This window comes from Chryseobacterium sp. JV558, assembly GCF_033712365.1.
Lineage (GTDB): Bacteria > Bacteroidota > Bacteroidia > Flavobacteriales > Weeksellaceae > Chryseobacterium.
In genome coordinates this window covers 434,223-448,573 of record NZ_WJHU01000002.1, presented here as the reverse complement: position 1 = coordinate 448,573, position 14,351 = coordinate 434,223, and the positions used below count along the sequence as shown (strand labels likewise).

Annotated in this window: 9 protein-coding genes; 5 read left to right on the top strand and 4 right to left on the bottom strand. The window is 37.6% G+C overall.

Annotated features, from left to right (window positions below; translation table 11 throughout):
• Window positions 1–39: 39 nt before the first annotated feature.
• Genes GFU89_RS07795 through GFU89_RS07785 form a run of 3 tightly spaced genes read right to left on the bottom strand, consistent with a single transcriptional unit; the run spans window position 40 to window position 5,205 of the window.
• Window positions 40–2,469 carry a TonB-dependent receptor gene (locus GFU89_RS07795; protein ID WP_318846596.1) on the bottom strand — a complete coding sequence of 810 codons (2,430 nt, stop codon included), beginning with the start codon at window positions 2,467–2,469 and terminating at the stop codon, window positions 40–42.
• A 22-nt stretch (window positions 2,470–2,491) separates the two neighbouring features.
• The gene (locus GFU89_RS07790) at window positions 2,492–3,973 is read right to left on the bottom strand and encodes a trehalase family glycosidase (protein WP_318846595.1); all 1,482 of its coding nucleotides are present in this window, start codon (window positions 3,971–3,973) and stop codon (window positions 2,492–2,494) included.
• A gap of 2 nt (window positions 3,974–3,975) precedes the next feature.
• Window positions 3,976–5,205 carry an MFS transporter gene (locus GFU89_RS07785; RefSeq protein WP_318846594.1) on the bottom strand — a complete coding sequence of 410 codons (1,230 nt, stop codon included), beginning with the start codon at window positions 5,203–5,205 and terminating at the stop codon, window positions 3,976–3,978.
• Window positions 5,206–5,328: 123 nt separating this feature from the next.
• On the opposite strand from GFU89_RS07785, the gene GFU89_RS07780 reads away from it, so the two are divergent.
• The gene (locus GFU89_RS07780; protein WP_318846593.1) at window positions 5,329–6,234 is read left to right on the top strand and encodes an AraC family transcriptional regulator; all 906 of its coding nucleotides are present in this window, start codon (window positions 5,329–5,331) and stop codon (window positions 6,232–6,234) included.
• A gap of 156 nt (window positions 6,235–6,390) precedes the next feature.
• Here the strand turns inward: GFU89_RS07780 and GFU89_RS07775 are convergent, their stop codons facing one another.
• Window positions 6,391–6,945, bottom strand: a complete 555-nt coding sequence (locus tag GFU89_RS07775; protein ID WP_318846592.1) for a thioredoxin family protein — start codon at window positions 6,943–6,945, stop codon at window positions 6,391–6,393.
• 322 nt (window positions 6,946–7,267) lie between these two features.
• Between GFU89_RS07775 and GFU89_RS07770 the strand changes: the two genes are divergently transcribed.
• From GFU89_RS07770 to GFU89_RS07755, 4 genes are all read left to right on the top strand, one after another.
• The gene (locus tag GFU89_RS07770) at window positions 7,268–7,864 is read left to right on the top strand and encodes a TetR/AcrR family transcriptional regulator (protein WP_318846591.1); all 597 of its coding nucleotides are present in this window, start codon (window positions 7,268–7,270) and stop codon (window positions 7,862–7,864) included.
• A gap of 362 nt (window positions 7,865–8,226) precedes the next feature.
• Complete coding sequence (locus tag GFU89_RS07765; RefSeq protein WP_318846590.1) at window positions 8,227–9,387, top strand: efflux RND transporter periplasmic adaptor subunit; 1,161 nt, start codon at window positions 8,227–8,229, stop codon at window positions 9,385–9,387.
• A gap of 40 nt (window positions 9,388–9,427) precedes the next feature.
• Window positions 9,428–12,610 carry an efflux RND transporter permease subunit gene (locus GFU89_RS07760; RefSeq protein WP_318846589.1) on the top strand — a complete coding sequence of 1,061 codons (3,183 nt, stop codon included), beginning with the start codon at window positions 9,428–9,430 and terminating at the stop codon, window positions 12,608–12,610.
• A gap of 166 nt (window positions 12,611–12,776) precedes the next feature.
• Window positions 12,777–14,189: an efflux transporter outer membrane subunit gene (locus tag GFU89_RS07755; RefSeq protein WP_318846588.1), complete on the top strand. Its 1,413-nt coding sequence runs from the start codon at window positions 12,777–12,779 to the stop codon at window positions 14,187–14,189.
• Window positions 14,190–14,351 lie beyond the last annotated feature (162 nt).

Genomic DNA, 14,351 nt, shown 5'->3' with positions numbered 1-14,351 from the left:
AAAATTCCGGTGGTTTCATTATAATAAAGAAAGTAGAATTTAGAAATCCAAAGTGATTGATGCTCTGGCAGCAGCTCCCATAATAGGTCTGGCCATAATGATTCCATCTCCGTTTGGAGAACCCGCTCTTGGGTCACCTTCTGTGATACCGATTGTATTAAAGATATTTGTTCCATCCACAGCAAAACGTATTTTCCCTAATTGATAAGACATTCCCGCTCCAAATTCAGTAAAGGAAGGCAACGTCTGTACATTCTTCTCATCCTGGAAACGTTTTCCATAGTAATTCATGCTTACATATGTTCTCCATGCTTTTGTAATATTGACTGCCGGTGAAATATTGAAGAAAAATTTTGGCATTCTTCTTACCACATTTCCTTCAAGAACGCTTCCTGCCTCAAGGTTTTTATATTTTGGACTCTGAATGGTCCCGTTGAATGTTACTTCTAAAATATTATTGAATAAACGGGCAAAACCTTCCAGTTCAACTCCATAGTTTTCTGTATTCGCGAAGGTATTTTCAGATTTACCATCAGAGAAAACATCTGTAAATGAAAGGTTCTTCAAGGTAGAATAGAACGGAATGACCGCTATATCAAAGGTACGCGAGTAATATTTATATCCTACTTCCAGCTGATTGGTTGTTACTGATTTTAAAGGTTTATCAGGATTCGGATTGGAGAAATAATTGTAATATGCTTCTTCATTCGGCGATCTGAAACCATTGGAAAAACGGGCATATACTGCATTCTCTCTGTTGACCTTATAATTGGCAGCTAATGTGAAAGACACCTTATCTACATTATAATTCCAGTACGTGTATTTATTTCCTAAAACACTCATATTATCATCAGCAGTTGTAGTGTTGAAACCATGAGTTCCATCCGTTGTTAACCCGGAATTATTTAAATTGGATGAGGTAGTGTTCGCAAAATTCCCTTTATAATAATCATGGCTGTAGCGAAGACCTCCATTTACACTTAAGGCATCAGTGATATTATAATCCAGGTTTACATAAAGATCATTCAAACTTCCCTGAGTCTGAGTATCTCTCTGTAAGAACGTCATGTTGGTAACTCCGTTATACGTTTTTGAATATCCCGTATCTAAAGGGCTTAGAGAAGTATCTACCAGATTCAATAATTCCGGTCTGTCTGTAGCAGTAGTTAGAATATTACTCCAGTTCCAGTATTGGTGGGATTTCCAGTTGGATTTATAAAAACCTGCCGTAATATTTCCCTGATCAAATTTATAATTGAACTGTAAATCATTCACAAAGTTATTCATCTGTTTGTCAATCGCCCAGAATCCCAGTTTCTGTACATATTCAGGATTAACTACAGCTCCATTGCTCACCAATGAATACTGATAATTGTTTCCGCTGATTCCGCTGCTTTTAGCAAATTCTGCCATTGTCTGTGGACCTCCTGCCGGGAAAATCCCTGTATAGTTCATATTGATATTGGTGTATCTGGTCTTGTTTAAAACGCTGAAATTGTTTCCAAGATCATATTTAAACTCAGCTCCTAATACATCTACTTTCGGATGAATCCCGTCTTCTAGATTTCTGTTGAAAAAACCGCCTCCGGCCTGTGGAATATTCAGCTGGCTGATAGCTCTGTAACTGTATGTTCCATAATTAGGATCAAAATTCTGGAATCCTTTCAGCTTATTGCCGTTTTGTACCAAAGGAATAGGAAGGAAGAATGTATTTCTGTCATCCAGTTTTTTGTAATATACTTTTACATAACCTTTATCAAAAACATATTTCAGATTCATCCTGATTTGTCCGCCGTTATTGGCTTTGAAACCAGTTTTTCTGATCCCGTCATCTGTTCTGTAGAAACCTCCTACATTAAAGAATAATTTATCCTGAACCAAAGCTCCACCCACATTCACATCGGTACGCATCAATCCGTATGTACTTGTCTCCAATTTTGCGGTACCTCTGAAATCATTGGTTCCTTCTCTGGTAATAAAGTTGATCAAACCACCGGGAGAATTGGTTGCAAAAATAGACCCTGAACCTCCTCTCAAAGCTTCCATACGGTTTACCGAATTATCTACACGGAAAAAGTTATCTGCATTGGCAAACTGAAGAGCACCGTCTTCAAAAACCGGAAGACCATCTTCCTGTACCTGCACAAACTCGTAAGCTCCTGCGGAAGGAATCCCTCTTGCAAAAAGGTTATTTCCTACTTCCCCACCTGATGTTTCCACCGCAAATCCAGGAACTCGCTGTAATAAAGCAGCTGCACTGATTGGATTTTGCTTCTGAATTTCTTTGGAACTGAAGGTAGAAATCGCTGTACTGGATTCTATTTTTTTCTTTGGATTTGAATTTCCTGTGATGACAATCTGATCGATGGAAGAAACTTTTGCAGAATCCTGCGGAGTTTCCTGGGCATAAGCATTATTAAAATATAACGTAGCTGTTGCGGCGATTAAAAAGATTGATTTTTTTTTCATAGCCTTATTTTTATTGTTAGTTTCAGTTTTGTTGTAATTGTAAATACACTCCATTGGTCCAACCAAATCCATCCTGATTAGGGTATTCCCCGCCGCCTGCTATTGTTTCTGTGTCTAATGCATTGTATTTTTCCATTAGTTTTCCGGTATTCTTGTACACTCTTTCTACATTGGAACACCAATTATTTTTTATTTTCTCAGCCAGTTCATCAAAGCCATAATTTTTCATTGCTTTAAAGCCCAGCCATTGATAAGGAGCCCATGCATTGGGAAGATCCCACTGCTGCCCTGAGTTTTTAGTTGTAGTAACAAGCCCTCCCTGATAGAGAAACTTTTCAGCAATGGCTTTAGCAACTGCCTCCGCCTGTTCCTGATCTGCAATCCCAAGGAATAAAGGGTAAAGAGCAGCAATATGTTCAGACGGTGTTTTTGTGTTTTTTTTAGTGTGATAATCTTTATAATTGTTAGTATTTCCATCCCAGAAATATTTATTGATCATCTGTCTTCGGCTTGCTGCTCTTTCTGAAAAATAATTTTCTTTTTCACTCAAATTCTGAAGCGCTGAAGATTTTGCCAAAGTCATTTCCAAATGCCATAGAAGGCAGTTTAGATCTACTTGAGCAAGATTCAGTGTTTCTATCGTCTGTATATTTTCTCCGTCTGCAAACCATCTGCTGGAAAAATCCCAACCCGATTCACAGGCACTTCTTATATTTCTGTAAAATTCATCTCCCGAAGTTTTTTCATGATCTTCAATATCGATCAGATAACTCTCAGGACGTGGTGCATTTTCTGCATCGTAATAACGGTTTAGAATATCTCCTTCCGATGTTCTGACTACTCTTTTTATACTTGAATTATTTTCAAGTCCTTCTTCACCATTCATCCAGAAAGCATACTCCTTTTCTAGGGTATCATGATATTCTGTATAAATTCCTTCCTCATGTGTTGTTTCAAAAAGAAGGTCCAGCATTAATGAAAAATAAGGAGGCTGTGATCTGCTCAGGAAATGGGTTCTGCTCGCATTAGGAACAAATCCTACATTCTGGATCAGGTAAGAACAATTTTCAATAATATTTTTCATCATTTCTATTCTGCCCGAAGCTTTTAATCCTAGCATAATAAAATAGCTGTCCCAATAGAAAAACTCATTAAAGCGTCCTCCCGGAACGATATAAGGTTTCGGTAACTTTAAAAGGGTTCCCTTTTCTTCATAGGCTGTACGCGTCAGCTCATCCCATAATTTTTCAATATGTTCTGTGATGGGAAGATGGTCTTCTCTATGAATAGAAACTCTCACCCCTAAAAAGTCAAAATGGGTCATCACAAAATCTTTCAGATCAAAACCTTCTGTATTTTTTGATTTTTCATAATCTTCATTAATCTTTGCAACAGGAAACAGAGGAACTGCATCCGTCATCATTTTCTGATCTTCAAAAATTTCAGATCTCTGCACCTCATCAAACAGACTTTGAATTTCTTTTATGTAAAGCTGATTACTCATTGTTATTTTTTAGGATTAATTTTTAATTTATTCATGAAAACTGCTGAAATGATCAGTAATGAAAGCGGAATCAGAGAAAGGTAAAATGCCTGCTGACCGCTGAATTCCTGAAACACAAAACCGGTAATAATAGAACCAATAGTTCCTCCGATTGCTGAGAAAACGACAATCAAACCTGACATCGCGCTATGCAAATATTTTGGGATTGATGCCAGAATCACAGAATTAATACTTGGATAAATAGGTGCCAGCAAACCTCCCATCAAGGGAAATAAATACACCACCAAAGGTGCGTTCATCCAGCTTGTATTTGTATCAATGTGAATATTATGAGTAAGAGGTAAAACCAACAGTAAGCTGATGGCAAAACCTATCACACAAAAAGAAACCACATAAATCCAGTTGAATTTCTTAGAAAAGAATCCCGACAGAAATCTTCCCAAAGCAAAAGCTCCTGCCAAAACAGCTCCCGCCTGAATACTCATTGAGGTAGGCACTTTTAAAATTTCTTTATAAAAAGTAGGCGTCCATGTTTGAAAACTCTGTTCTACCAATACAAAAAGGAAAGCACATAATAAAAAGAACAATACTTTTTTGTAACTGAATAAACTGGCGCTGTTTCTTAAATCTCCCAATAGGTCTGTTTTCTCACTTTTCGCTTCCTGCTCATTCAGCTTTGAAAAGAATAAGAATAAAAAGGATAAAGTAGAAAGCCCTCCAAGAATCCAATACACATCCAGCCATCGGGTAGATTCCGGATTGTGATCATCAATGTATAAACTGAATAAAACATTTCCTGCCAATACTCCAATCATGAAAAATCCTTCCAGAAATCCCATGAAACTGGAATGTTCCTTGTCTGTTTCTGTCACCAATCCAATAGAAGTAAAAACCGATATCTTGATTAAAGCAAAGGAAACTCCTACGGTTGCAAATAATAATTTAAAAACCCAGAAGTCATTGGTAAACGGCATTACAAAACACATACAGCTTACCAGAAACAGTGCAATCAACATTGATTTTTTAATTCCTATTTTGGGAAGAAATGAAGCCAGAATGAATGAACAAATGGCAATGGGCAGATCTTTGAAACCTTCCAAAACACTGGCCGAAGATTTTGAAATCCCAAAATTCTGCTGCACCTGTAGAATGACTGTTCCTACAGAATTCAGAAGAATGGCGAAGACAAAATAATTTAAAAATAAAACGGCCTTGATGTTAATATTTTTCATTCAGGTTATTTCTTGTCGGCTAAGATAGAAGCATTTGTGTTAACGATAATTTAACACAGTAAATCAATATTTGAACTATATTAATATAATTAGTATTTTTAGTAATTAAATATGATTAATTAAATGAAAGTCACTTTTGAAAGGGTAATCCCTAATGACAAGAGCTCCTTCCGCACGATTCATAATAACTCCCCTATTTCAGAATTTAAATGGGAGTATCATTATCATCCGGAAATTGAACTGGTATGTGTCATTTCTGGAAGTGGAACCCGTCATGTAGGCTACCATAAAAGTAATTACACCAATGGAGATCTGGTATTAATTGGGTCCAATATCCCCCATTCCGGATTTGGATTGAATTCTATTGATCCGCATGAAGAAATTGTACTTCAGTTCAAGGAAGAAATTCTTCAATTTCCTCAGCAGGAAGTTGAAGCCAGATCTATTAAAAACCTACTGGAACTTTCAAAATACGGGATTCATTTTCATCATAAAGTAAAAAAAGTCATGCTTCCCAAACTGAAGCTTATGCTTGAATCGGAAGGTTACAGAAGATATTTGCTGCTGCTTGAGATTCTTTTCGAGCTTTCAAAATGTGAAGATTATGATCTTCTGAACAAAGAAATCATGCCTTACACCATTATTTCAAAAAATAAAACCCGCCTGGAAAATATCTTCACGTACGTAGAACATCATTATGATAAGGAAATTGAAATTGAACAAGTCGCCAAACTTGCCAATCTGACATTGCCGGCTTTCTGTAACTTCTTTAAAAAAGCAACCCAGATCACTTTTACAGAATTTGTCAATAGATACAGAATCAATAAGGCATGTCTGCTGATGGCACAAGATAAATCTATTTCAGAATGCAGCTATCATTGCGGGTTCAATAATGTGACATATTTTAACAGGATGTTTAAAAAATATACAGGAAAAACACCTTCAGAGTTTATCAAGAATTATTCTCACAATAAAGTCAATGTTGATTTGAAGGTTGAGAAAGAGACTAAAAGTAAGGTGAGTTTTTAATAGAAAAATTAAACTGAGACTCCTACGGAGTGACAAAAGGTGTGGATAAACTAAGCGCAGATGTTTCAATCAACAAAAAAGCCACTCTAAAAGAGCAGCTCTATATTATAATGAGTAAAAACCGGCAGCTAGATAATCAGTAACCGGCACAATTACTTATTTCCATTTAATATTACATCCCATGCTAGGTCTTTGAATTTCTTCCTGAGCTTCTCCAGCCAAAAGATTTTCAAAAGCAATGATCAAGTCTTCTCCGGTCACATCTTTATTATTTCCCGGTCTCGAATCATCCATCTGACCTCTGTATACAAGATCCAGTTTGTCATCAAAGAAATAAAAATCCGGTGTACAAGCCGCATCGTAAGCTTTAGCTACTGCCTGGCTTTCATCAAATAAATAAGGGAAATCAAAATTTCTTTCAATCTGAAATTCAATCATTTTTTCAGGAGAATCTGCCGGATATTTTTCAACATCATTAGCATTGATAGCGATGAATTCAATTCCTTGCTCGTTATAATCTTCATACAATTCGTTGATCTTGTCGATCACGTGAAGTACAAACGGGCAATGGTTGCACATAAAGATTACCAATGTTCCTTTTTCTCCTTTCAGGTCTTCCAAAGACTGAAGTTCATTCGTTTTTGACGGGTTAGGAAGTTCAAAAAACGGAGCTTTTGTTCCTAGTGCCAACATATTTGAGGGAGTATTCATATCCTTTTTTCTTTATGGGCAAAGATAGATATTTCTTTTATTATTAAAACGGGTTCTGAAAGAGACATTTTTATTTTTAACATCACAAGAAAGAGAGACGTTATGAAGCTTCCAAAATAGTCATAGTCAAATTCTATCAATCTCTTTATTTTAAAAAGTTTTTATCTAAAACCAGCTTGCTGAGCTTATTCTCACTTCTTTCATCCCCTTGATATAAAGTTTTTATACTCGTTTTTTACTGTTAAATGCAAAATATCTTTGGAAGTTATATTAAAAAGTTTGTAGTTTTGCTAACGCTGTTAGTAAAAGAAATATCAATATCATGGGTCTACATGAACGCCGTCAACGAGAAAAGGAATCCATCCGTGCAAATATTTTGCAGGCTGCATTTACTTTGGCTAAAACTGAAGGCTGGGCATCACTTTCTATGCGGAAGATAGCAGACGCTATTGAGTATAGTGCCCCGGTGGTATATGATTATTTTGAAAATAAAGAAGCCATTCTATTTGAAATTTCTTTAGATGGTTTTCACAATTTACATATAGAATTATTAAAAGCTCAGAAAAAACATAACACTCCGGAAGAGCAGCTTTCTGCTATTGTGGATGCCTACTGGAACTTCGCTTTTAAAAATAAGGAATATTACCAGCTTATGTTTGGTCTTGGGATGCAGTGCTGTGGAAAAGGGCAGATGAAAAAAGAATTTTCTTCATTTCAGGAACTGATCTATGAATGTACTTACGAGATTATTAAGAAAAATGGGTCTAATCCTGACAATGCCTGTCATATGTCTCATGCCCTATTTTCTGCCGTTCACGGAATGATCTCTATTATGATGATGCGTACTGCTGATATCCCTTCTACAATGAACAAGACAACATTGGACGAAACTGTTTCGGCTTTTATTAAGTCTTTGTAATTTTTTTTTGAATTAAAAATTAACACCGTTAGGAAACTTAACACTGAATTAACTTAGATTATTTTGTGATTCCTGATTAAAAACCAAACCATTTATGGAGCAATTCATATCATTCAGCTGTTAAAAGTAATCATTTTTTGTTTACGAATTAACACTGTTAGTAAAATTAACACACCTTACACCATCATTATATACTTAAATACATTAAAACAATTTTCAATTATGGAAACTATCGACCCAATTGCACATTAAAAATTCTGTAATTTTTTTTGAACTAATTATTAACACTGTTAGGAAAAAACACAGCATTTATTAAAACACATTACTTACCTCTAACACTTCATTAAAAAAATTAAACCACAATGAAAATACCTGGAAAAACAAGGTTTATTGTACTTATTGCAAGTATAATTCTTTTACAGAGCTGTACCAAAGCTGCAGAAGGAGCCAATGCCGCACCGCCAGCTCCAGAACTTCCGGTTTATACCGTTCTTACATCACCCGCTACTACATATCAGGAATTCCCTACTGCTTTAGAAGGGAAAAATAACGTAGAAATCAGATCTCAGGTAGACGGATATCTGGATAGAATCTATGTAGAAGAAGGTGCTTACGTAAGAGCCGGACAACCATTATTTAAAATAGATTCAAGAAGCTACGGCGAGCAAATGAATATGGCGCAGGCTAATCTGCAGGCTGCTAATGCCAATATACAGAAGGCAAAAGTGGAAGTAGATAGACTTCAGCCATTGGTAGCTGCCAAAGTAGTTTCTGATGTACAGCTTAAAACAGCAAAAGCCAATTATGAAGCCGCTGTTGCATCTGCTGCACAAGCAAAAGCTTCGGTAGGAAGCGCAAGAATCAATGTAGGATTTACAACCATTACAGCTCCTGTAAGCGGATATATCGGAAGAATCCCTTACAAAAAGGGAAGTCTGATTTCAAGAACAGATGTAAATCCATTGACATTGTTATCAGACATCAGTGAAATTTATGCTTATTTCTCTCTGAGTGAACTGGACTTTATTGCTTTTCAGAATAAATATCCCGGAGCTACTCTGGAAGAAAAGCTGAAAAATATGCCAATGGTAGAATTGGTAATTGCTGACAACAGTACTTATCCTGAAAAAGGAAAACTGAGCATCGTAGACGGACAGTTTGATAAAACTACCGGAGCCATCAGTGTACGTGCCGTTTTCCCTAATACAAACGGAGCTTTAAGAACCGGAAATACAGGAAGAGTACGTATGCCGCAACTGATCTCGAATGCCGTAGTGATTCCACAGGAGTCTACTTTCGAAATTCAGGATAAAACCTATGTATATGTAATGGGTAAAGATCAGAAGGTAACCGGAAGACCAATCAAAATATCAGGAAAAACGGATAGCTATTATTTTATTTCTGAAGGGCTTGCACCTGGAGAAAAAATAGTATACACAGGAATTGGAAGCTTAAAAGATGGTGCATCTATCAAGCCGAAAAATATTTCTTCTGACAGCTTATTAAAAGCGAAACCATTATAATCCTTTCCGAATACAGAAGACTTAAAAAAATAAACTTCTTATGTTAAAACAATTTATAGAAAGACCGGTCCTTTCAACGGTCATCTCCATAATACTCTTATTATTGGGAGCCCTGTCTCTCTTTAATTTACCAATAGCCCTCTTTCCGGATATCGCTCCACCGAGTGTACAGGTAACGGCATTCTATCCAGGAGCCAATGCGGAGGTTGTAGCACGTTCGGTAGCCACCCCGATTGAGGAAGCCGTGAACGGAGTTGAGAACATGACGTATATGACCTCAAATTCCAGTAATGACGGTACGATGACACTGAGTGTCTTCTTCAAACAGGGCGCTGACGCTGATAATGCAGCAGTAAACGTACAAAACCGTGTATCAAAAGCGATGAGCCAACTGCCTCAGGAGGTGGTACAGGCCGGGATTTCTACCCAGAAAGTACAGAACAGTATGATCATGTTCATGGGTTTGACCAGTGAAAATGAAAAACAATATGACGAATTATTCCTTCAAAACTACCTGAAAATTAATGTTATTCCTCAGATACAGCGTATTCCGGGGGTTGCACAGGCTCAGGTATTCGGAACAAGGGATTACTCCATGAGAATCTGGCTGAAACCGGACAGACTGGCAGCTAACAATCTTTCTCCTCAGGAAGTTCTGGGAGCTATTAAAGACCACAACCTTGAAGCAGCTCCGGGCCGTTTGGGACAGGGAAGTAAGGAAACTTACGAATATATCCTTAAATATAAAGGAAAACTGAATAAGAATGAAGACTACGAAAACATCGCTATCAAAGCGAACAGTGATGGTTCTTTCTTACGATTAAAAGATGTAGCAAGAGTAGAATTCGGTTCTTATACTTATACTGCAACAAACAGAGTTGACGGGAAACCGGTTGCCGGATTTGCCATCTTACAGACTGCAGGTTCTAATGCGAATGAAATCCTGACTGAAATTGAAAGTCAGGTGAAAGTAATGGAAACTACTCTTCCAAAAGGAGTAAAACCAATTATCATGTATAACTCTAAAGACTTCCTGGATGCATCTATTCATCAGGTTGTTGAAACGTTAATCATTGCCTTCATTCTGGTATTTATTGTAGTATATATTTTCCTTCAGGATTTCAGATCTACATTAATTCCGGCTATTGCAGTACCCGTTGCAATCATCGGAACATTCTTCTTCCTTCAGCTGTTTGGTTTCAGTATCAACATGCTTACGCTGTTTGCATTGGTTCTGGCCATCGGTATTGTGGTAGATGACGCCATTGTAGTGGTAGAAGCCGTCCATTCTAAAATGGAACAGACAGGAATGCCTGTAGAACAAGCTACCACGAATTCAATGAGTGAAATTTCAGGAGCTATTATTTCCATTACACTGGTAATGTGTGCCGTGTTTATTCCGGTTGGTTTCATGCAGGGACCTGCAGGAGTTTTCTACAGACAGTTTGCATTTACATTAGTCATTGCGATTTTAATTTCAGCAGTTAATGCATTGACATTAAGTCCTGCATTATGTGCGATGTTCTTAAATGATCCTCAGGGAGAGCATGGTGAGCACGGTCATAAAAAAGGATTTGGAGCTAGATTTTTCAACGCATTTAATGTGAGCTTCAACAATATGACCCGAAAGTATATTTACAGCCTTAAATTTTTAATTAAAAATAAATGGGTTGCTGTAGGAGGACTTGTCATTATTACAGCAGCAAGTGCATTCCTTATCAAGAAAGCTCCGTCAGGATTTATTCCTACAGAAGATCAGGGATTCGTATTGTATGCCGTGAATACTCCTCCGGGAAGTTCATTGGAAAGAACCCACAGAGCGACTGCTCAGATTGATAAAATTATCAATGGTGAAAAAGCAACCAATCACCTTTGGGTAGCAGATGGTATGAACTTTATCAGTAACGCCAATGCTTCTCCATATTCTGCAGGTTTCATTAAGCTTAAAGATTATGACAAACGCGGTGAAATGAAAGATCCTGACCAGATTGCAGCAACATTAACAGGAAAGGTAAGCCAGGTGAAAGATGCCAATGCATTCTTCTTCAACTTCCCTACTGTTCAGGGATTCGGTAACGTTTCCGGATTTGAATTTATGCTGCAGGACAAAACAAACGGTTCTTTTGAACAATTGGGAACAACTACCCAGCAGTTCATTGGGGAGCTGATGAAACGACCGGAAATTGCATTTGCCTTTACTACTTATGCTGCTGGAAACCCTCAGTATACGATTGATGTAGATACAGACAAAGCCAATCAGCTGGGTGTTTCCGTTACAGAATTGATGCAGACTATGCAGATTTATTTCGGAAGTAGCTTTGTATCAGATTTCAACAGGTTTGGAAAATACTACAGAGTAATGGCACAGGCAGATATTCCTTATCGTACCGATGTCAACTCTCTGGAAGGAATTTATGTAAAAAATAAATCAGGAGAAATGGTTCCTGCAAAAACACTGGTTACATTAAAAAGAACTTTCGGACCTGAAACGGTAACAAGAAATAACCTTTTCAACGCAGTAACTATCAATGGAACACCAAAACCGGGATACAGTACCGGAGATGCCATCAAAGCGGTAGAAGAAGTTGCTCAGCAATCACTACCAAGAGGATATGGATATGAGTGGACAGGGATTACCCGTGAAGAGATCAAAACAAGCGGACAAACATCATTCATTTTCTTCTTAAGTATCTTGTTTGTGTATTTCCTATTGGCAGCTCAGTATGAAAGTTATATCCTTCCATTTGCCGTTATTCTTACAATTCCAACGGGAATTTTCGGAGTATTTGCCTTCACAGGACTGGCAGGAATTGATAACAACATTTACGTTCAGGTAGGATTGATCATGCTGGTCGGGTTATTGGCGAAAAATGCCATCCTGATCGTAGAGTTTGCTGTACAAAGAAGAAAAGCTGGAAAAAGTTTGATAGAATCTGCGCTTCAGGCATCAAGATTACGTTTAAGACCAATCTTAATGACCTCTTTTGCCTTCATCGTGGGAATGCTTCCGCTGGTATGGACACAAGGAGCTTCTTCAAAAGGTAATCACTCTATTGGATACAGTACCGTAGGAGGAATGCTTACAGGAGTAATATTCGGGATCTTTATCATTCCGGTAATGTATGTGATCTTCCAGTATCTGCATGAAAAAATGCCAAGCAGAAAACAGAAAAGACTGAAGAAAAAACAAATGGAGGAAGAACTTTTAGCTTCAGCTCATTAATAAAAAATGAATGACAAAACTTAGAGAAAATTTTAAGACAAAGGATTAACTATTCTCCCGCTGTTCTTAATGGTTAAAAAATTCCAACAATTTTCTCCTACTAAAGACAATTTTTGCATCAATGAAACCTCTCTGAGTTTTGTATTCAATTAAAAGTTTAAAAACTATGAAAAGAGTAAAAAATATTATTCTAACTTTTGCGCTGGCTATAGGCTCTGTATCATGTGTGTCCAAACTGGCATACACGGAGCCTGAACTGCCATTGCCGGAAAAGTTTCAGTATACTGCAACTGCCGATACAGCCAGCATAGCGAATCTGGAGTGGAAGCAGTTCTTCAGCGATCCTATTTTACAGGGGCTGATTGAAAAAGGAATCAAAAATAACTATGACCTGCAGATTGCATTAAAGCAGGTTGCCTCTTCACAGGAAAAACTGAAACAGGCAAAATATATGCAATATCCGGATGTTGGTTTTGGAGTAAGCGGGCAAATTTCAAGGCCTTCCAAAAACAGCATGAATGGGCAAAGCTTAAATTTATTTTTAGGATCAAGCCATGTTGAGGATTACAATGCAGCCTTCAACCTTTCATGGGAAGCTGACATTTGGGGAAAAATTAAAAACCAGCAGGAAGTTTCAAGAATGCAGTATTTGCAGACTTATGAAGCTTCAAAAGCAGTTCAGACACAGGTAGTAGCTGCCATTGCTCAGGGATATTATAATCTTCTGATGCTTGACAGACAGCTGGGAATTGCAAAATCAAACCTGGAACTAAGCAGTAATACATTACTCATCACACAAAAAATGTGGGAAAGTGGTGATAACACCTCTTTAGGTGTACAGCAAGCCTCTGCTCAGAAACAAGCTACAGAACTTCTGATTACTCAATTGGAACAGAATATTGCCATTCAGGAAAATGCTTTAAGCATTCTTGTAGGGGAAATCCCTAATAAAGTAAACAGAACGATTGAAATGTCAGACACTTCCCTACCTCAGACTATCACTGCAGGACTTCCTGCAGCCATGGTAAGCAGAAGACCGGACGTTCGTCAGCAGGAACTTGTTTTGCTGGAGTCAAATGCTATCGTAGGAATTGCTCAGGCCAATATGTACCCGGCATTGAAGATTACAGCTAATGGAGGGGTAAATTCATTCAAGTTTGATAACTGGTTTCAGATTCCGGCTTCATTATTCGGGTCTGTTCTGGGAGGACTTACCCAGCCTATTTTCCAGAAAAGACAGTTGAAAACGGATCTTGCAGTAGCCAAAATTCAAAGAGAGAAAAATGTTCTGGCATTCCGTCAGTCGGTATTAAATGCTGTAGGTGAGGTTTCAGATGCTTTGGTATCTAATGAAAACCTAAAAGCTCAGGAACAAAAAGCTACCGAGCAGGCAACTACCTTGAAAGACGGAATTAAAAGTGCACAGCTTCTTTACAAAGGAGGTTCAGCCAATTACCTGGAAGTGATTACAGCACAGGGAAATTCCCTACAGGCAGAGTTGAATCTGGCTTCCATTAAAAGACAGAGATTAAGCAGCATTGTAGATCTATACAGAGCGCTGGGCGGCGGTTGGAAGTAGTAAATTAAATTATATTTGTTTTAAGATGCGGTTCTTTTCAGAGCCGCATTTTTTTGTATTGTTTCTATTTATTACAATATGAATTTAAACTTAGATTCCTACGGAATGACATAGTGTATGGGTAAACTAAGCGCCCAGTTTGTCATTCCGTAGGAATCTCTA